This is a genomic window from Lactococcus ileimucosae (assembly GCF_943193185.1).
GTDB lineage: Bacteria > Bacillota > Bacilli > Lactobacillales > Streptococcaceae > Lactococcus > Lactococcus ileimucosae.
Genome location: NZ_CALPDE010000002.1, coordinates 24,158 through 42,533, shown reverse-complemented (window position 1 = coordinate 42,533; position 18,376 = coordinate 24,158). Strand labels below are relative to the sequence as shown.

At 41.6% G+C, this 18,376-nt stretch carries 19 protein-coding genes; 1 reads left to right on the top strand and 18 read right to left on the bottom strand.

Annotation, left to right across the window (positions count from 1 at the left end; all coding sequences use genetic code 11):
* Positions 1-11 precede the first annotated feature (11 nt).
* The 14 genes from NFR51_RS01245 to ccpA all read right to left on the bottom strand — a co-directional run bounded on the left by NFR51_RS01245 (position 12) and on the right by ccpA (position 13,251).
* Positions 12-674 carry a DUF4310 family protein gene (locus NFR51_RS01245; RefSeq protein WP_251711956.1) on the bottom strand — a complete coding sequence of 221 codons (663 nt, stop codon included), beginning with the start codon at positions 672-674 and terminating at the stop codon, positions 12-14.
* Positions 675-690: 16 nt separating this feature from the next.
* Positions 691-1,467, bottom strand: a complete 777-nt coding sequence (locus NFR51_RS01240; RefSeq protein ID WP_251421677.1) for a DUF4311 domain-containing protein — start codon at positions 1,465-1,467, stop codon at positions 691-693.
* A gap of 20 nt (positions 1,468-1,487) precedes the next feature.
* Positions 1,488-1,829 carry a DUF4312 family protein gene (locus tag NFR51_RS01235; protein ID WP_251711955.1) on the bottom strand — a complete coding sequence of 114 codons (342 nt, stop codon included), beginning with the start codon at positions 1,827-1,829 and terminating at the stop codon, positions 1,488-1,490.
* 2 nt (positions 1,830-1,831) lie between these two features.
* The gene (locus NFR51_RS01230) at positions 1,832-2,188 is read right to left on the bottom strand and encodes an SFCGS family glycine-rich protein (protein ID WP_202231451.1); all 357 of its coding nucleotides are present in this window, start codon (positions 2,186-2,188) and stop codon (positions 1,832-1,834) included.
* A gap of 21 nt (positions 2,189-2,209) precedes the next feature.
* The gene (locus NFR51_RS01225; RefSeq protein WP_251711954.1) at positions 2,210-2,548 is read right to left on the bottom strand and encodes a hypothetical protein; all 339 of its coding nucleotides are present in this window, start codon (positions 2,546-2,548) and stop codon (positions 2,210-2,212) included.
* A complete protein-coding gene (locus NFR51_RS01220; protein ID WP_251711953.1) occupies positions 2,545-4,365 on the bottom strand; it encodes an HTH domain-containing protein in 1,821 nt (606 codons plus the stop codon). The genes NFR51_RS01225 and NFR51_RS01220 overlap by 4 nt, the downstream gene beginning before the upstream one ends.
* 168 nt (positions 4,366-4,533) lie before the next feature.
* Positions 4,534-6,195: a hypothetical protein gene (locus NFR51_RS01215; RefSeq protein WP_251711952.1), complete on the bottom strand. Its 1,662-nt coding sequence runs from the start codon at positions 6,193-6,195 to the stop codon at positions 4,534-4,536.
* A gap of 179 nt (positions 6,196-6,374) precedes the next feature.
* The gene (locus tag NFR51_RS01210; protein ID WP_251711951.1) at positions 6,375-8,396 is read right to left on the bottom strand and encodes a heavy metal translocating P-type ATPase; all 2,022 of its coding nucleotides are present in this window, start codon (positions 8,394-8,396) and stop codon (positions 6,375-6,377) included.
* A 12-nt stretch (positions 8,397-8,408) separates the two neighbouring features.
* Positions 8,409-8,732, bottom strand: a complete 324-nt coding sequence (locus tag NFR51_RS01205; RefSeq protein WP_251423099.1) for an ArsR/SmtB family transcription factor — start codon at positions 8,730-8,732, stop codon at positions 8,409-8,411.
* 191 nt (positions 8,733-8,923) lie between these two features.
* A complete protein-coding gene (locus NFR51_RS01200; RefSeq protein ID WP_251711950.1) occupies positions 8,924-9,304 on the bottom strand; it encodes an iron chaperone in 381 nt (126 codons plus the stop codon).
* A 52-nt stretch (positions 9,305-9,356) separates the two neighbouring features.
* The gene (gene purB / locus NFR51_RS01195; RefSeq protein WP_251711949.1) at positions 9,357-10,652 is read right to left on the bottom strand and encodes an adenylosuccinate lyase; all 1,296 of its coding nucleotides are present in this window, start codon (positions 10,650-10,652) and stop codon (positions 9,357-9,359) included.
* 111 nt (positions 10,653-10,763) lie between these two features.
* A complete protein-coding gene (gene aroD / locus NFR51_RS01190; protein WP_251711948.1) occupies positions 10,764-11,453 on the bottom strand; it encodes a type I 3-dehydroquinate dehydratase in 690 nt (229 codons plus the stop codon).
* 229 nt (positions 11,454-11,682) lie between these two features.
* Positions 11,683-11,883, bottom strand: a complete 201-nt coding sequence (locus tag NFR51_RS01185; RefSeq protein WP_202231088.1) for a cold-shock protein — start codon at positions 11,881-11,883, stop codon at positions 11,683-11,685.
* Between the two features lie 366 nt (positions 11,884-12,249).
* A complete protein-coding gene (gene ccpA / locus NFR51_RS01180; RefSeq protein WP_251711947.1) occupies positions 12,250-13,251 on the bottom strand; it encodes a catabolite control protein A in 1,002 nt (333 codons plus the stop codon).
* 201 nt (positions 13,252-13,452) lie between these two features.
* Between ccpA and NFR51_RS01175 the strand changes: the two genes are divergently transcribed.
* On the top strand, positions 13,453-14,538 hold the full coding sequence (locus tag NFR51_RS01175; RefSeq protein WP_251711946.1) for a M24 family metallopeptidase: 1,086 nt from the start codon (positions 13,453-13,455) through the stop codon (positions 14,536-14,538).
* 69 nt (positions 14,539-14,607) lie between these two features.
* Here the strand turns inward: NFR51_RS01175 and NFR51_RS01170 are convergent, their stop codons facing one another.
* From NFR51_RS01170 to NFR51_RS01155, 4 genes are all read right to left on the bottom strand, one after another.
* On the bottom strand, positions 14,608-14,997 hold the full coding sequence (locus tag NFR51_RS01170) for an arsenate reductase ArsC (protein WP_251711945.1): 390 nt from the start codon (positions 14,995-14,997) through the stop codon (positions 14,608-14,610).
* A gap of 22 nt (positions 14,998-15,019) precedes the next feature.
* Positions 15,020-15,337: a hypothetical protein gene (locus NFR51_RS01165; RefSeq protein WP_251711944.1), complete on the bottom strand. Its 318-nt coding sequence runs from the start codon at positions 15,335-15,337 to the stop codon at positions 15,020-15,022.
* 73 nt (positions 15,338-15,410) lie between these two features.
* The gene (locus tag NFR51_RS01160; protein WP_251711943.1) at positions 15,411-17,174 is read right to left on the bottom strand and encodes a cell division site-positioning protein MapZ family protein; all 1,764 of its coding nucleotides are present in this window, start codon (positions 17,172-17,174) and stop codon (positions 15,411-15,413) included.
* A gap of 21 nt (positions 17,175-17,195) precedes the next feature.
* The gene (locus NFR51_RS01155) at positions 17,196-18,353 is read right to left on the bottom strand and encodes a THUMP domain-containing class I SAM-dependent RNA methyltransferase (RefSeq protein WP_251711942.1); all 1,158 of its coding nucleotides are present in this window, start codon (positions 18,351-18,353) and stop codon (positions 17,196-17,198) included.
* Between the last annotated feature and the right edge of the window lie 23 nt (positions 18,354-18,376).

The following is an 18,376-nucleotide window of genomic DNA, read 5'->3' as shown; positions in this document are numbered from 1 at the left end:
TTAGGTCTCCTTTAGCCTTGTGCAACGACAGGGAAGAAAGCTCCCATGATCATTGCACCAAGAATTGCACCACCTGCAATTGGTTTATCCCATTTGTAAAAGATAATTGCACCGATAATTGAGCCGATTCCTACAGGGATTGAGGCAGTTGTGGCATACAAAACGATAAGCGGCCCCAAGAAACGCCCTGCAGAATTTCCTGCTCCCATCATGATATCCGCACCAAAGGTGGTTTCACCTGAACCCAAGGTAAACTTACGAATCAAGATAATCACACCACCGATAATAGCGCCGATAACACCACCTGTGAGTAAAGCAAGTGGGAAACTGTCAACAGGACCTGTAATACCCGCAGCTAGAAACATGGCTGGAATCCCAATACCTACACCCGTTAAGATAGAACCACCCAAGTCCAAAATACCGACCAGTGAGCCTTCTAAAACACGCGCAAAGAGGAAACTTGCACCAAAAGCTGCAGCCGCACCATAAGATTCACCATCTAATCCGGCTTTTAACATGGCAACGATTGAAACTTCATTAAAAGCGCCGACGCCATAGGTCACATACATATGTGTCCCGGCAAATACAGCTGCCGCCATAATCCCCACTAAGATTGGAAACGCCCAATCCGCAAACCAAAAACTTTTTTCTTTCATCAAATCATTTTCTTGCATTATATTTCACCTCACTTTATCTTACTGTTACTAAATCATGTAAATCTTCAAGCCAAACTGGATGCGGTAGATTAAACTGATCCAAAGCCTGTAAGTCAATTCCTCGGAAGAAAGCGGAGAAGATGAACAACAGAATGACTGCAATAAAGATAATCTTCGTCAGCTTGCTCCAGCCACCTTCATCAACACCTTTACCGATAAGGATACCCAAGACGACACCCGGTACTGCATTCCCCATGATAAGTTGTGCAATACCCCCAAATAAGGTTGCCCAGAACCCTGTACGCTTCCCAGCATCAAGAGCTGCCAGCCAGAAAACAATCGGCATAACAAAGTTGATCAACATTGTCGCTGCAGGTACTAAGACAGCTACTGCGGAAACTTTCAAGCCTTCAGGAATAGCCGTTGCTGTCGAGTTCAAAAAAGTTACAACAATAGCGCCAAAAATTGCGCCAGCAATAGCCATTTTCTTTGGGTTGTGCACCGTTTCTTCAACATTTTTATTACGTGCGAGAAGCGAAGCGGCTGCCCAGTTTGGCAAGATACGATGCGTTACATCTTGCGTGAAAGCTCCGGCACCCACGGCAGAGGCCCAAGCATTAAAGAAGAAGCCCAAACCAAATGAGAAATGCGATGCGGCATCTCCTTCACAGGCGTTCATTTCCCCCATTGTACGAAAAGCTCCCAAACCTTGCGTTGTCGGGATGTGGAACATTCTTGCTGCGCCCATCCCTGCTGAAAATCCTAATAAACCACCTATGACAAGTGATTTTAAGATAACGATAATATCCATAAGATAATTCTTCTCCTTTTTTAAATAACTTTATTAATAATCGGAATTTTTATTCCTTGTACTTCTTGACGTGTTTCTGTAAAATTGACCGTTGCCATTTCGATTATCTGTAAGTCCACAAGAACTTCCAGAGTCACTTGATATTCTTCCTTTTGTCTTGGCATGAAGAAAAAGAAGAATTTTTCTGTCCATTCTCTTTTCTGTGCTTTGAGCACGCGGATATCGTTTGGCTCGATCCTTAACAGGACATCTTCATTGTTTTTGATAATCTCGCCTTGGATTTTATTCAAAGCACTAGCAAAGGCTGCTTTTTTAGAATTGCCTTTGCCTTCCACAACAACTCTTCTTTGTACTTTCAACATATTTATGCCCCGTGTTTTTTCTTATAAGCTTCAGTCAAAGCCATCCCAAGCTCTTCTGTGTCCATAAAGCCAAAGCCTAAAACTTGGATGCCTTCTTCTACAGCAGTCACTCCCTCTTGCACAGAACGCATGCCGTGACGTTCACTATAACCATATTTCGTCGCTGCTGTTAAAGCACCCGCTCCACCTGAGCCACAGAAAGACAAGCCCATATCAGCCCCTTCTTTTTTCATGACATCCCCTAGGCGCATATCAGCCGCCATTCCAGGGATAACAAGAGCTTCTCCCCCTGCAGCTTCAATACCTTTGGCAATGTTTTGCCCTTTACCCATACGATCTCCGATGACGATTTTTACCATTTTATGTTCCTCCATTTTTTATTAATTAATATTTCCTAAAACATTTTCCACATGGACAGCGATAAGAAAAATTTCACTCTCATCAACGTCCTTGATACTGCCTGCAACTTCTCGAGCAAGCTGCATTGACTGCTCACTCAGATCAGCAAAGAGACTGCTGTCCATTTCGGGCAGCTTCTCACCAGACAGTTGCCGCGCAATAACAGCATCAAAGTGATTGATCATCACTTTCCATTGCAACTCACTTGCTGACAGGTTTTCTCTTACAAATACTTGTTCAATCTCGGATACAAGAGCTTTCAGCGCCTCGATGTCGCCGGAGACAACTTGCTCCTGTATACATTTTTCTACTGTGTTCATTCATTCCTCTCTGATGCTTTATTAAAATACTGCGTAAGGGCAAATATTTCTGCATCGTTAATTTCTAAGTCCCGTGTGCGAAAGACTTCTCTGACTTGTTCTGTAAATTGCGCATCGTCCAACTTGCCAAATTCTTGATATTGCTGTTCAAACATTACCCGATGAACCATGAGGAGGACGTGGAGCAGGAAACCTTCTTTATACTCTGGATTGAGTTTATCTTTGAGCAGTAAAGTCAGCTCCTCATAAATCATATAGCCATAAAAGATAACGTTACGGCTCATCTCTTCACTCTTCTCTTTTCCTCCCTGCTTTGAAAAGCGGTCACTTTCACTTCCTAAACCCGCGTTTAATAATAAATTAACTTGCTCCTGAATAGAAAGTAAATCTCCCTTACTCACCAGAGCTTCGACTTCAATGACTGGTACGGCAATATTATCAATAGGGAAAACAGAGATAACTAAGTCAGGCTGGAGCTTTTCCACAAAGCGCCGGCAGTTAATCACTGAAGCAAAACCGACAATCTCAATGCCTTGAACTTCTTTGGCTATCTTTTGTTGGATGAAGGAAGCAACACCGACCCCGGTAGAACAAACATAAAGCACTTGAATTTTCTTACCATAAAGTGTTTCCCTTTCTTTAGAAGCAATGAAGTGCAAGGCAACGTAAGCGACAAAAGAATCATCGAAGTCAAAGTTTTGAGGAAAATTCTCTTTCAACGCTTGTTTTACGGCAAGAAAGATCTTTTCTTGCTTCTTTTTTATTTCATGCACAAAGGGATTATATTCATTGAGGTACATGTTTTCCTTTGAAAAGCGTAAAGAAAAGTGTGTATATAGATTTTGGAAGAGCTGTGAATCCTTCTCAAAATTAAAGTTTATACTCTGACTCACGCTCTGGATGATACAGGTCGTAAAGGCGTTCACATCGACCTTGTCCATCCCCCCTTGCTCACTTAAAACATAACGTACCTCCTCCCGTGTCATTTCCAAGTCAAAGTGATGATAAACCTGTGCCAAATATTTTCTCAACGCATCTTCACCACTGTCCACTTTTTCAGAGGTTTGAAACCTTTTATTGATTTTCATTCGGGATATGGAAAGACACAAACGAATAATCAAGGAAAAAATAGCGTAATTATCAACTTCTTTTGTCAAGCTGGTAAAGTGCTCTGTTGTGTACCTGACGACGACTTTATAAATCTCTTTGAGCTTTTCATTTGAAATAAGCGAGTATTCATCATAGTCGTCATTCCCCATTTCCACTCGGGTCATCAGGTTAGAGATGTCATAGTTTGTAAACTCCGTCTGCCAGACACTGGACAATAAATTCCGAATCCTTATTTCATCTCCCGACAAGCTATAGCCGTATTGATTACTTTCTATAAAGACGAAAAATTCTTTAATTTCTTTTTCCAAAATCATGATGTCATTAAAAATTGTGTTCTGGCTGACCCAAAATTTCTCCGCCCAATAACTGCTGATAATCGGCTTTTCTGATAAAAACAAGTCCAGACAAATCTGATTGGCTCTTCTTTTATGATCCATAAAGGAAGAAAATCGTTCTGTTGATTGGAGAAAATCAATCAGTTCTTTCTTTTTGCCTTCCTTAATATCCAGCATATAGCCGCGACCTCTTTGGGATGTTAATTCTTCTCCCTGAGAACGAAGATAATCCTTAATGGCTACGATTTCATTTTTGATGGTTCGTACAGAAATATCAAAGGATTGCGCCAACTCACTTGAAGTGGAGGCTCCTTTAGCTTTGAGCAAATAAAGCAAGATGTTTATCTGTCTCAAAGACAGTTGTATAATCATATGTCTCCTTTGTTATTCTTCTTTAATGATTGACTCTATATTTATTATAATTGAAAAACTCGTCATTTAAAACACAAATTGTATGCCCTTTCATTAGTGCAATTTTTTTATTGCTTATTTTTTGATGAAAAAACTAGACCACAAGTGTCTAGTTTCTTTTTTAATTTCTTAGGTTGCGGATGGATTTATTATTAGGGCGGGGCGGAATCCACCAAGTACATCTAAACTGTTTATAGAACGAGAGTGGAAGTGGGACCAAGCATTAGGGAAGTCACTTCGTCGGTTAAATATCTCCCAAGCGTTTCCTGAACCTGAGGGGGTACGAAGCCACCACCAAGTATTTCCAACCCCTACACGTTGCATTTGATTATGAAAAGCCTGTCCTGGTTGTGATGATAATCGTATCATATCCGCCATAGAAAGTGAGAACGCTTGTGGGCTACCAGTTATGTCAACTTGAGTGTTATCATCTCTAACTTCTGGGAAAGAATCTAGAATGGGATACCAAACACCAGGTGCGAATTGGAAATCTTCACGTGGGAGATTTCCTGTAATAAAATCATCTGAAACTGGTTGTACCATAGCCTGAACTTCTGCATCTAGATTATCGTACCACCCAGTGAGCACAGTATTATGCATTGTAAAAGGTCTATTTCCTATAGTTTCATTCCGGATAATCATATGATTACCAGAACCCATATCTTCAAGATAACGATACTGCTCTCCTGCCATGGTAAAGATACGTCCCGGACGCATGGTCGAAAAGTCAAAGGCTGCTGGTGCACTGTCTTCGTTAGGCAGTGGGTTCGGGCCGTCATCATACATCACTCCGTTCTGGATACCACGGAGAAGGTCTGCCAGCTCCGCATGGTGTTGCTCCCCATCATTGAGGAACTCCTCATGCTGGTCAGGACTGACTAGTCCGCTCTCGACATGAATCCCATAGTAGTAAAAGCCGTTAAAGACCTTGTCCTCAATGGCAGCTGTCATCTCCGCTGCATCAAGCAGGTAAGAGCTGGCTTGCTCACTGTCCAGTCTGTTGGCCCAATAAGCCCAACCTGTGTTTTGGTCAACCACCCAGAAGTTGCCTATCTTGTCTTCGTTAGGCAAGTTGCTCCACTGGTTCATGGTCATTGGCGCACGGTCCTGTTGTAAGTTCTGAGCGGTTTGGTTGGTCACTTCTTCTCCCGGCCAGATTGGACCACTGTTGTCAAAGCTGCCGCCTGCTGACCAGTAAGCATCAATTCCGTCTCCCGGATGTGTCGCTCCGTCTGTGACCGCATCTGTAGCACCGTTCCCTTCGATCCAGTCCCGCGCATGTCCTGCCGCTGCTGTTCTTAAGTCCAGGTTGTCATGGTTGAAGGTGGGCATATACCATGGGGCATCTTGACCGGAACGTTCCCAACCGAAGGTGAGTGTGGCATACTGGTCAAAGGCATTTGAGGCATTGCTATTTTCTCGGTCATTGATATTGCCTGCGCTTGGGATCCATGTGGTCCAGTTTTCTACATCGTCACGGCTGGTCCCTGCGACCAGAGGCGTGAAGTCCGTTTCGTTACGCTGGCGGGTTTCGAGGAACTCGGACAGGCGTATCCGTGCCATGATTGGCCGCTCCCCGTAGTTTTCCACGAAGACGTCCTTGTTTTCGGTGTCTCGGTTGTAGTAGTCGTGGACACGGCCACCGACATTGACTTGAACGTCATTCAGCCGGTCATTGATGGCCCGTTGGTTGAAGGCTTGGAAGGCGAAGGTGCCGCCTACTGCGAGTAATAGGAGCGACAGGAGTGCGAGGTTGCGCAGCCGCCGCTGGTTTTTCTTTTCTGGTGTCATAAACTCCTCCTTTGGCGTAACATTTACTTTTGGATTTTCATTACATATACATTTCTAATGTTACGTTTACTTTCTGAGTCTATAGTATAAAAAAAAAAAAGGTCAAATGAAATGAGTGTTTGATGAGAAAATAGACGTTCAGCCATAGTAAAAGCACCTGCCTAAGCAGGAGCAAACTTTTATTTTAAAAGCCTTAACACATTAAGTATAGCCAAGATTGTCACACCTACGTCAGCAATCACTGCTTCCCACATGGTCGCAATACCAAAAACAGCAAGAAGGAGGAAAACTGCTTTCACACCTAGGGCTAATACAATGTTTTGCACGACCAGACGTTTTGTCTTCCTGGCAATTTTTATAGATTGGGCGATGCTTGAAGGTTTATCCGTCATCAATACAATGTCAGCCGTTTCGATAGCTGCATCTGAACCCAACCCACCCATGGCAAAACCAACATCAGCTCGCGCAATAACTGGTGCATCATTGATGCCATCTCCAACAAAGGCAGTTAGACCTTCTTCTTTCTGCAGAAAGCTTTCCAGAATAGAGACCTTATCCTCTGGGAGGAGATTGGCATGATAATCGCTTATATTCAACTTTTCTGCAACTACTGCTGCTACTTTTTGACTGTCTCCAGTGAGCATGGTCTGAGAGACATGAAGTTTATTCAACTCATCAATTGCTTCTTGGGCATCCTCTTTGAGTACATCAGCGACAAGGATAAGACCTTGATACTGTCCATTTTTCGCTACATAGAGCAACGAACCTATCGCATCACTCTCTTGGAAAGCAACAGCATAGCGCTGCATAAGCTTCGCATTTCCTACCAGAATTTCATCCCCATTATAAAGCGTGCGTGTGCCGTGTCCAGAAATCTCCTCTGTTTCTGTAATCGTGACCGCCTCTAAGTTTTGCTTTTCTTTTAAAGCCAGACCCAGAGGGTGATTAGAGTTTAACTCACCAATAGCTGCCAGTTGTAGGAGTTCTTCTTTTGAAACACCTCTCTCAGGCAAGACCTGAGTGACTTTAAAATTTCCTTGGGTAAGTGTGCCCGTTTTGTCAAAGAGGACTTGCTTGATCTCTGTCATGGCTTCAAGATAGTTCCCCCCCTTAACCAAGATACCCTTTTTCGATGCTGCCCCAATTCCCGCAAAGAAGCCTAGAGGAATAGAAACCACAAGGGCACAAGGGCAGGAGATGATGAGGAAAGTAAAAGCTCGTTTCAACCAGACAGACCAATCTTGCTGGAAGAAAAGTGGAGGCAGGAGAGCTATTATGAGAGCCGCAACCACAACGATAGGAGTATAATAACGGGCAAACTTCGAAATAAACTGCTCTGTGGGTGCTTTGTTTTCCTGAGCATTTTCGACCAGATTGAGGATTTTAGAGACTGAGGACTGGCCAAAAGTTTTTGCAACTTCCACTTCGAGAAGGCCACTAATATTGAGAAAGCCTGAGAGAACTTCATCGCCTTTTTTCACTTCTCGTGGCAAAGATTCTCCTGTCAACGCAGCTGTATTGACACTTGACTGTCCCGATAATATCTTGCCATCAAGAGGTACTTTTTCACCAGCTTTCACTTGTATTATTTCACCGACAGCAACTGCTTCTGGAGAAACACTGACGATTTTTCCCTGTCTTTTGACAGTTGCAACTTCTGGCCGCAGGTCCATCAAGGCAACAATTGATTTCTTACTCTTTCCAACAGCTCTGTCTTGGAAATACTCTCCTACTTGGTAAAAAAGCATCACAGCGATAGCTTCTGCATATTCCCCTAAGGCAAATGCTCCGGCAGTCGCAATACTCATCAGGAAAAATTCGTTAAAAATATTCCCTTTCAGCAACTGCTTACCCGCTTTGAGTAAAACACTGTGCCCAATCAAGAGATAAGTTAAGATAAAGAGCAGTAGTTTAAGCTGTGAAGAAAAATCCAAGAAACTTAAAACTGCCAATAATAAAGCTGAGGCAATAATCAGCAGCAGCTCGTAATTATTCCCTTCATCATTTTCTTCTAAACCTGTCTTTAATTTTCGGTTACTGCTACAACAGGCTGGGTCTGAATCGTCAGAAGTCCCTAACATTTCTGTACTGCTTGAGCTGTCGCCAGTCTCGCTCGTCCTCGCAGCTTGAGCCTGGTGATTAAGACAATTACAAGCATCTTTGACGCAATGTGCTGCATTTTTTTGAGTAGATTTAAACATATGAAACTCCTTTTAATTTATATATGTATCACAATGGATATCTTCTGTCGGTAACCAGTGCATTGACTCTACTGTGGCATCAATGACTTCCAGTAAATGATTGAGCTCTGATGTCGTCAAAGAGTAATAGATATACTTTCCCTCCTTACGACTTGTGATTAAACCGCAGTCCCTTAAACAAGACAGGTGTTGTGAAAGATTGGACTGTCCAGCTTTTGTTTCATCTAAGAGTTCTGTTACGGTCATTTCCTTGTCACGCAAGGCCTCCAGAACCATAAGCCTTGTTCTGTTTGATAAACCGTGTATCAGTTTTTGACGTTTTTCTGTTAAATTCATAGGCCTTTTTCTTCATATTAGTTTATACTAATATGATAACAAAGTTATACATATTAGTCAATACTGAATTGTTATAAAGATAGAAATGTAGAGTTTCTATCCTTCTAAATTTTAATCTGAAATAAATCAATGGACTAATTATGAGTTACTTTTCCAAATAAAAAAATGAACCTAAAGTCCATTTTAAACATTCATTTTTCTGTTACTGCCTTCACTTGAAATTGAATAAAGTCTTTCAGCAATTGCTCAGGCAGGTCTTTCTTATAGTCAAAACGAACAGTAATCATCTGACCTCCGCCGCCAGTAGAGGGCGCATAATCTTTGAAAGTATCGAAAATAATTTCCTGCTGGGCAGAAGCGCCACCCTTGTCCTGAAAAATATATAAGGAGACGAACTTTTTGGTTGCTTTGATGGATAGGAAATTTTTCCCCGTAGCTTTGAGCTTGAAAGTCGGCATGGACCAGGCGATAAGCTCCTCAACCTGAGCATTCTCCATAATCAACTTTCTCAGAGCTAAAACATGTGGGTCTTGGCTAGAGTCCAAGGTGGCATAGTAATCTTCTACTGTCATTATCGTCTCCTTATATAAGCTATTTTTATAGCACTGAAGTTCTGAAAGGCATTTACAAACCTAAACGTTCAAAGATTACGTCTACACGTGACAAGTGATAGTTATAATCAAAGGCAGCATCAATATCTTCCTCTGTAAGTTTTTCACGAATCTTTTCATTATTTTCCACAAGTGGCCGGAACATGATTTGCTCATCCCATGCTTTCGCAGTCAGTGGTTGCACCAAATCATAAGCTTCTTCACGTGTCATCCCCTTTTCAATCAACATGAGCATCACATGCTGGCTGTAAATCAAGCCAAAGGTCGCATCCATATTACGTTTCATATTTTCGGGGAAAACAGTCAGATTTTTTACAATATTGCCAAAGCGGTTCAGCATATAGTTGATCAATTCTGTGGTATCTGGTGCGATGATGCGTTCTGCAGAACTGTGTGAAATATCACGTTCATGCCACAAAACCACATCTTCCATAGCTGTAACGGCATGTCCTCGAATAACACGCGCCAGACCGGTCATGTTTTCCGAGCCGATAGGGTTACGTTTATGTGGCATAGCCGAGCTTCCTTTTTGTCCTTTAGCAAAGAACTCTTCTACTTCGCGTTGTTCTGATTTTTGTAAGCCACGGATTTCTGTCGCCATACGTTCAATAGAGGTTGCGATAAGCGCTAAGGCACTGAAATACTCGGCATGTAAATCTCGTGGCAAGACTTGTGTCGAAATCTCTTGTGGCCGAATTCCAAGTTTGCCACATACATACTCTTCAACAAAAGGCGGAATATTGGCAAAGGTTCCCACAGCACCTGAAATTTTCCCTGCTTCGACACCCTTAGCAGCATGCTCAAAACGCTCTATATTACGCTTCATTTCTGAGTACCACGTTGCTAATTTGAGACCAAAAGTTGTTGGTTCTGCATGTACACCGTGCGTACGTCCCATACATACTGTATATTTGTGTTCACGTGCTTTATCGGCGATGATTTCCAAAAAGTGAGCCAAATCACGGCGAATAATATCGTTGGCTTGCTTGTAGAGATAACCATAGGCAGTATCAACAACATCTGTCGACGTCAGTCCATAATGGACCCACTTTCTTTCTTCACCAAGCGTTTCTGAAACGGCACGCGTAAAGGCTACCACATCATGGCGTGTCTCTTTTTCGATTTCTAAAATGCGCTCGACATCAAAACTCGCATTTTCCCGGATTTTTTTCACATCTTCAGCTGGAATTTCACCAAGCTCAGCCCAAGCTTCATCTGCGAGAATTTCTACTTCAAGCCATGCTCTGTACTTGTTTTCCTCTGACCAGATTGCCGCCATTTCTGGACGACTGTAACGATTGATAACCATAGTTCCTCCAAATTTCTAACTTACTATAAATTATACCATTTTGGCTGAATTTTTTCGGGAAATTCTTAAATATTCTTGTTTTATTGACTTAATATGTGGAAAAACCGAATATTACTCCTCTAAGGCATTGAGGATATCCAGCATTTGAGGCAATGCGATTTGTCCAGGAGCACTCCCTGCTTCCTTTTCAAGCGGCGCAAAAGTCCACAAGGAACCTGTTAAGCCACCAGAGACCCGCGTCAATTTGCCCATCTCTCCCATGGCGATACTGATAAATTTTTGACCAAACTCTACAGTAAAATCTCGTGTAATCTGTAAAAGGTCTAAAACATCACATTCCCGCTGTGCCATAATGGCAACTTTTACGAATGCTGTCCCTTCTTTGTGCATTTTCATTATTCTGCCTGTCAAATCTGTCGGAGACTCAGAAAAATTATGGTAAGAAAGTACAATTTTTTCTTTTAAATCAAGAAGTTGTGGCAAAGCTTTACGGTAGGAAAAATATTCAAGGTCAATATAAGCAGGATCAAATTTAGCTATTTCCTGCAAAAGGGCGACATAATCTTTTTTAGAAATGGATAGTTTTCCACCTTCATTTGCTGTGCGTACAGTAAAAAGAAGCGGAAACCCCTTAAACTTTTCAAATATTAAGGGGGCAGCTTCTAAAATCACGGCCGTATTTCCCAAAAAATCAGCACGCCATTCAATAATATCGGCTGCACTGTATTTTTCTACATCCAAGGCCTGTACTTCTGCTATATTTGTCGGAAGAACAGGCACCACAATTTTCGTTTTCCTCATACTTTTAAGTTTAGCACATCTTGCTAGTCTTACCAAATGTAACCCTATTGCACATGTAGGAGCTAGATTTTGCACCTTCTTTGAACCTTTAATCTCGCCAGCTTCTTCCCGAACAATGGATGGTTGGCTGCGCTTCAAGTCACTCTTTAGATGCACTGATTTCGCCTCTGTCAAAAACTATTATTCCTCTCCAGCGCGTAAAAAAAGCACTCCTTAAGAGTGCCTGTACTTATCCTTTAATAATGTTTGATGCTTGAGGGCCACGTTGACCTTGCTCAATATCAAAGGCAACTTTTTCGCCTTCTTCCAGTTTTCTGAAACCATCACTTTGGATTTGTGTAAAGTGTGCAAACACATCAGTACCATCCTCAGCAGTGATAAAGCCAAAACCTTTAGAGTCGTTAAACCATTTTACAGTTCCTTTTGTCATAGTATACATTTCCTTTCGTCAAATTTGTAAATCATTGTGTGAAAGAAAACATATAAAATATATAACTTAGACTAAATTTACTTCTCTATGGTATCATGCTTTTGGGTGAAAGTCAAATAAATGTTCGTTTAGCTTTGCAATTGAGTGCTTTCTCGCTTAATACCGTTTCGTTCTTCCAAAGCATCAAGAAGACACAAATTTTGCTGAATCTCCGAGTTTAATCTTTTTGCTTCATCATATTAGGTTCAATCACAGGAGTTGATAAAGTTTCAGAAGGCCTAGGAACTAAAACCCCATATAGAAAAATCGTTCAAGACAACACTCTCTAGTGTCCCTTGAACGATTTCGTTTCTTGTCCTATCCTTTTCACTTTTGCTTTGTAGAACCACGCTTAATGATTTGGTGAGCGAGGAGCAATTGATTTTCTTCAATTTCTTCTTTATGCATTAATTTTGTCAACAAACGCATAGAAACCGCACCGATATCATATAGAGGCTGGTTCACGGAAGTTAAGCCTGGATACATATAGGCTGTGATTGGGCTGTTTGAACCAGAAATAATCTCGAAGTCTTCCGGAACTTTTACCCCTTTAGCAAGCAAAGCATTAAGCAAACCTACTGCCACAGTGTCATAAGATACAATTGCTGCATCAATCTTTTTAGACAGCATTTGTTCAGCCAAAGCAAGCCCATTTTCAAAGCTATAGTTCCCTTCAAAAACAAGAGATTCGTCAAATTTTAACCCTGCTTCCTCTAGAGCTTCTTGGTAGCCCACCATACGTTCCGTGTTTTCAGCTTCTTCTAAAGAACCTGAAACAAAAGCGATACGCTTATTATTTTGGATCAATTCAGAAGTCGTTTGATGAGCGGCGAGACGATAGTCAATGTTTACTGACGACATTCGCTTATCCACATCAATCATCCCAGCTAAGACAATAGGGGTACGTGTTGATTGGAGTTGCTTCCGCACTTTCTCAGTCATGAAGCTTCCCATATAAACAATACCGTCAACTTGCTTAGAAAAGAGACTCTCAATAACTTTTAGTTCTTTTTCTTCCTCTCCATCACTGTTGGCCAGAATGACATTGTATTGATACATTGATGCAATGTCATCAATTCCTCGCGCAATCTCTGCAAAATACGGTAACGTAATCGTTGGGAGGACAACCCCAACTGTCGTTGTGCGTTTACTTGCAAGACCACGGGCAACTGCGTTAGGACGATAGTCCAGTTCTTCAATTGCATCTAGAACTTTCTGGCGTGTTTTCTCTTTGACGTTCGCATTACCATTAACCACCCGACTTACGGTAGCCATTGATACCCCAGCAACTCGAGCAACGTCATAAATTGTTGTTGTTGATTCTTCCATTCTTTTAAAACCTCAATTTTAATAATCTTACCTGTTTTTATATTTTTTAATATTTATGAAAACTTTTCCCAAATTTAATTATAGCATTTTTTGAAAACCGTTTCAATAATTTTAAGTATTACAATTTCCTTAATTTAAAGCATGCTTTTTTTTTAGATTTAGCGTACAATAGAGATAATAATTAATAGAAAGGTGGATACTATGAGCAAAATTGAACGTATCTCTAATTTTCTGAGCGAAAATGAAGTTGACATGACTTTCATTACCAATCCTACGACCTTGAACTACTTGACAGGTCTTGCTATTGATCCGCACGAACGTATCGCTGGTTTGATGGTTTTCCCTGATAAAGCACCTTCACTTTTCACACCGGCTTTGGAAGTAGAAAAAGCTAAAGAAAACACGACTGGATTTGATATCTTTGGCTATGAAGATTCACAAAATCCATGGGCTGTTATTAAAGAGCATCTGGGCTCAAGAAATATCAAAAAAATTGCGGTGGAATTTTCTGATATCCCCTTGTCAAAAACGGAAGGACTCAAATCACAATTTTCTGGTGTTGCATTCGTTAACTTGACACCACTGGTAGAACGGATGCGTTTGATCAAATCTGCCGATGAAATCGAAAAAATGAAAGTTTCTGGCGAGTACGCGGACAAATGTTTCGAAATTGGCTTTGAATATGCAAATTCTGACCGCACGGAAACAGATGTTGCTGCCAAAATTGAATACGAAATGAAACGCATGGGCGTGCCACAGATGAGCTTTGAAACAATCGTCCTTTCAGGTGCTCGTGCAGCCAATCCTCACGGAATGCCAGAGGATGTCAAAATCCAAGACAATAAACTCTTGCTCTTTGACCTTGGTGTGATGAAAAACGGTTATGCTTCAGATGCAACACGTACAATCTCTATCGGTAAACCTTCTGATTTTGATGCAGATATCCACAAAATCGTTCTTGAAGCACAACTGGCAGCTATGGATTTCGTAAAACCTGGAGTATCTGCGCTCGAAATTGATAAAGTAGCCCGTGATGTGATTACCAAAGCTGGTTATGGGGAGTACTTTGTACACCGTCTTGGTCATGGTATCGGTATGGACGTTCACGAATTCCCATCAATTGGTGGTTCTGAGGACATCATCATTGAGGAAGGCATGTGCTTCTCTGATGAACCAGGAATTTACATCCCGGGTAAAGTCGGCGTACGTATCGAGGACTGTCTCTATGTCACTAAAACGGGTTGCGAGCCTTTAACTCAAACAAATAAAGAATTGATGATTTTCTAAAAATCACTCATGCATGAGAAAAGCACCTTAACATGCCTGTCAAGCTTAAGGATGCTTTTTTGTTTTCCCTTAAAATTTCCGATGCGCCAACTCTATTATCTTTTCTTCAATCCGCTGGATCGTAGCTTTGAAAGCTTCATCACCTTGACCTGTTGGATCCTCTAAGCCCCAATCTTCTCTATATTTGCAAGGAAGATAGGGACAGTCAACATTACACCCCATTGTAATCACAATATCTACAGGTGGAATAGCGCTTAATAGCTTAGATTCTTGTGTTTTTTCCATATCTATGCCATAGATTTCTTTCATCAAGCGGACAGCATCTTGATTAATTTGAGGCTTTGTCTCAGTACCTGCAGAATAAAACTCAAACTTATCCCCGGCAAATTTTTTCCCCAGAGCTTCTGCAATTTGTGAACGGCATGAATTATGCACACAGACGAATGCGATTTTGAGCATAGCAAGCCTCCTTGAAGTATTTTTACATATTATATCTTATTTTCAGCCCATAATTAAATGAAACAGCACGTCGTCTATGAAAATTCTTGTTAGCATTCCGATATTTTCCCCGAACTGCTTGCAAATGGCTGCTCAAATTTTTGGAAAGCGGCTGCAGGGCACGGCAATGTTTAAGCTTTTCTGAATTAGGTTTATGAGTTATCTTCCTTGTGCCACTAGAGGACTTCTGGATGCTTTCAAGCATTTTTAAAGCTTTTAGGTCATGGCAGCAGTATAAAATTTCTCGATCTTTTGATACGGGTAATCCAAACCGATTTCTTTTAAGAACAGCAGGCGTCATGTGTCTTTCCTATGGCTATAGCTAAATTCAAAAAAAGCTTCTCTGTTCATAGGAACAAAGAAGTCTTTATTTTTTATCCAAAATCAGTAGGCAAACCTTTCCCATTTCCAAAGAAATAGCCTGTCTTGGCATTGATTGTCAGCAAATAGCTGCCATCTGGACGGTAAAGGTTGTAATACCCAGCAACTTGACCAGCCATAAATCCTGAAGTCATTGTGTGAATAGCTACTGGCAAAAGAATAAAATTATTCCCAGAAATATAGCCACGTTGTCGTGCAATATTCAAGACTTTATCCTTAATCCCTGGATTCCAAGTGAATGCCGGATCATTAGGGTTCAGATTAGGTTGAGGCTGAACACGCGCGTTAGAATTGTCCGGTGTAGCTCCTGTTGGATTTTGCGCGCCATTCGGCATCACACCGCCTGCTGGAGCAGAGCTTTGTGTTCCTTGATTTTCAGTTTGACGTGTAGACGCATTTGCTGATCCGTTCGCCGGTTCAGTGACCGCAGAGTTAGAATTCCCTGCTGCCTGACCAGCCACAGCGGCGTTTCTGTTATTTTGAGCTGCAGCTGCAGCTTGTTCTTCTTTAGCTTTCGCTTCAGCTTGCTGTTTCTTTGCTAAATTAATCGCCTTTTCGAGCAACTCATTCAGACTTTCATTTGCTGTCTTTGGTACGGCTGGTAGAGCAACTGCCGTTTTGACTTGAGCAGTTTCATCCAACTTGCCATCTACAACGACTGGCTTATTAAAGAGCGCATTGACTTTTTCTACTGCAGTGATTTGTGCTTCGAGTTCGTTCACTTTCTTCTCAGCCGCCTCAAACTCCTGACCTTTTAGTTTTGAAAGCTTTTCTTTTAAGTTTTCTAACTGATCAAAGTTCGCGTTCTTCAATAAAAGGTGGTCTGAATCTGTAAAGAATTCATCATATGCTTTATTAAAAGCAGTCAAATTTTCCTTATTTACAGCCGCAGCTTGTTCTGCCGCTTTTTGATTATTGTTATGGTTATAAAGCGCATAACCCGCACCGCCTGCTGCTAAAAGAACAAATGCACAAAGACCAATGATGAGCGGTTTTTTGTTGTTTTTCTTTTCTGGAGTATCTTTTGTGCTTCCCGCTGGTTCACTTTCAGTTACAACTGGTGTTGGATTCGGTAACGGCTCTCCTGCCACTGAACCTTGCTCAACTGGCCGAACCTTTTCTGTCTCAGGAACTGCATCCCGCGAAGCTTCATTAATAGCTTTTCTTGATGATTCGCTCAATTCAGCGGAAGACTCTTCCTCCGCAAGAGTTGGGGTTGAATGTTCTGAAGAGTCCCCCTTCGTCATTCCTTCCGTCCCTTTCTCTGTTTCTGACTTATCATCTGAAGCCGGAAGAACTGGAGGAAGGTCATCAACAACTTCTACCTCATCAAATTCAGATGTTTTTTCCTTAGAGTTCAAATCTTCTGGATAAGACTCAGCAGGCACACCCTCTTTTTCAGGAGAAGCAACTACCTCCGTGATTCTTTCTTCCGAGCTCTCCTCAGTTTCTCTCGAAAGTTCTTCTGGTTCCTTCTTAGCATCAGATGCCTCATCATTAAGATCAGCCGTATCTTCTTGACTCATCTTTTTCCGTTCTGCTTGAATGTACTTTTCTAAGGCTTGATTTTTAACAGCTTCTATCTCCCCACGATGCTGACGAATATACTTGTCAAGCACGCTTTCACTTTCGCTATTTTCTTTATCTACTCTTTCTGCTTTTTTCACAATCTCACCTACGGTGAAGTCCGAGACATCGCCAAGTTTTAAGACTTTTTCGCCAGAATTTTTGATATCTTTATCTTTTTCTTCTGTCATTTAGCTCTCCATAGCATTTGCTTATTTTTTTATCCTTTTTCCAAAATATTGGTACAGGTCTGTACGTAGGGTTCCGTTATAAAGTTTACGCTTTTTCGTTGCCTTGGCACCATAATGTGTTTCAAAAGCAATGTCACTTGTCAAAATATATTTGCTCCAAGTTTCGAGCGGCGCAAATGTTGCTCCCATCTCTTTATAAAGCCCTGCAACTGAAACTTCATCGCCTAAACGCTCACCATATGGGGGGTTAGAAACGATAACCCCGTCCAAGGCATCTGTATGAAAGTCTTGCAGGCGCATTTGCTTATATTTTATCACATGGTCAAGTCCTGCTGCAAGTGCGTTACTTTTTGCAATCTCAACCATCCGACCATCAATATCAAAACCTTGAATATCCAGTTCCAAGTCTTTACGCACAGCTTGTTTTGCTGCTTGGCGTATCTCCTCAAAAACTTCTGGCTTCATCCATGGCCAAGCTTCACAGGAAAACTTGCGCTTCACACCCGGTGCCATGTTGAGTGCCAGCATAGCCGCCTCAATCGTAAATGTTCCTGAGCCACATGTAGGATCAACAAACATACGTTTTGGATTAGCCAACCAGTTCGTCAGCATGATAATCGCTGCTGCCATGTTTTCCTTCAAGGGGGCATCCCCCTTTTCAACACGATAACCCCGTTTGAAAAGAGAGTCTCCAGTGGTATCAATCGTCACCGTTGCATTGTCCTTATGAAGGGCAATCTCAATGGAGAAGTTTGCGCCATGTTCTGGTATTGCTACCCCTTCTGGGCGATGATAGGCCTTTTGCATTTTCTTTACAATAGCTTTTTTAGTGATGCCTTGAACACTTGGCTCATTATGTAAGGTTGATTTCACAGACTTCGCTTTACTTACAGGAAAGGCTGAACCAAAGGGAATATAATCTTCCCAATCAAGCGCATAGACATTTTCAAAGAGTTCATCAAAAGTACGCGCCTTAAATTCACCTACAACAATCTTTACACGATCTGCTGTGCGTAGCCAGATATTCGCTTGGGCAATTGTTTTTGCGTCTCCTGTAAAAAAGACACGCGAACGATCGTCAATCGTAACATTTTCAATTTCCATATTGCGTAATTCACGAGCAACTAAGCTCTCTAGACCTGCTGCAGCAGTCGCCATCAGCTTAAAATTATTTTTCATTTCTTCCTTTGTTTCTTTCTAAA

Excerpts from the sequence above, each read along its gene's own strand:
- NFR51_RS01245 (WP_251711956.1), bottom strand. The coding sequence starts at position 674 with ATGCAAGAAAATGATTTGATGAAAGAAAAAAGTTTTTGGTTTGCGGAT.
- NFR51_RS01240 (WP_251421677.1), bottom strand. The coding sequence starts at position 1,467 with ATGGATATTATCGTTATCTTAAAATCACTTGTCATAGGTGGTTTATTA.
- NFR51_RS01235 (WP_251711955.1), bottom strand. The coding sequence starts at position 1,829 with ATGTTGAAAGTACAAAGAAGAGTTGTTGTGGAAGGCAAAGGCAATTCT.
- NFR51_RS01230 (WP_202231451.1), bottom strand. The coding sequence starts at position 2,188 with ATGGTAAAAATCGTCATCGGAGATCGTATGGGTAAAGGGCAAAACATT.
- NFR51_RS01225 (WP_251711954.1), bottom strand. The coding sequence starts at position 2,548 with ATGAACACAGTAGAAAAATGTATACAGGAGCAAGTTGTCTCCGGCGAC.
- NFR51_RS01220 (WP_251711953.1), bottom strand. The coding sequence starts at position 4,365 with ATGATTATACAACTGTCTTTGAGACAGATAAACATCTTGCTTTATTTG.
- NFR51_RS01215 (WP_251711952.1), bottom strand. The coding sequence starts at position 6,195 with ATGACACCAGAAAAGAAAAACCAGCGGCGGCTGCGCAACCTCGCACTC.
- NFR51_RS01210 (WP_251711951.1), bottom strand. The coding sequence starts at position 8,396 with ATGTTTAAATCTACTCAAAAAAATGCAGCACATTGCGTCAAAGATGCT.
- NFR51_RS01205 (WP_251423099.1), bottom strand. The coding sequence starts at position 8,732 with ATGAATTTAACAGAAAAACGTCAAAAACTGATACACGGTTTATCAAAC.
- NFR51_RS01200 (WP_251711950.1), bottom strand. The coding sequence starts at position 9,304 with ATGACAGTAGAAGATTACTATGCCACCTTGGACTCTAGCCAAGACCCA.
- purB (WP_251711949.1), bottom strand. The coding sequence starts at position 10,652 with ATGGTTATCAATCGTTACAGTCGTCCAGAAATGGCGGCAATCTGGTCA.
- aroD (WP_251711948.1), bottom strand. The coding sequence starts at position 11,453 with ATGAGGAAAACGAAAATTGTGGTGCCTGTTCTTCCGACAAATATAGCA.
- NFR51_RS01185 (WP_202231088.1), bottom strand. The coding sequence starts at position 11,883 with ATGACAAAAGGAACTGTAAAATGGTTTAACGACTCTAAAGGTTTTGGC.
- ccpA (WP_251711947.1), bottom strand. The coding sequence starts at position 13,251 with ATGGAAGAATCAACAACAACAATTTATGACGTTGCTCGAGTTGCTGGG.
- NFR51_RS01175 (WP_251711946.1), top strand. The coding sequence starts at position 13,453 with ATGAGCAAAATTGAACGTATCTCTAATTTTCTGAGCGAAAATGAAGTT.
- NFR51_RS01170 (WP_251711945.1), bottom strand. The coding sequence starts at position 14,997 with ATGCTCAAAATCGCATTCGTCTGTGTGCATAATTCATGCCGTTCACAA.
- NFR51_RS01165 (WP_251711944.1), bottom strand. The coding sequence starts at position 15,337 with ATGACGCCTGCTGTTCTTAAAAGAAATCGGTTTGGATTACCCGTATCA.
- NFR51_RS01160 (WP_251711943.1), bottom strand. The coding sequence starts at position 17,174 with ATGACAGAAGAAAAAGATAAAGATATCAAAAATTCTGGCGAAAAAGTC.
- NFR51_RS01155 (WP_251711942.1), bottom strand. The coding sequence starts at position 18,353 with ATGAAAAATAATTTTAAGCTGATGGCGACTGCTGCAGCAGGTCTAGAG.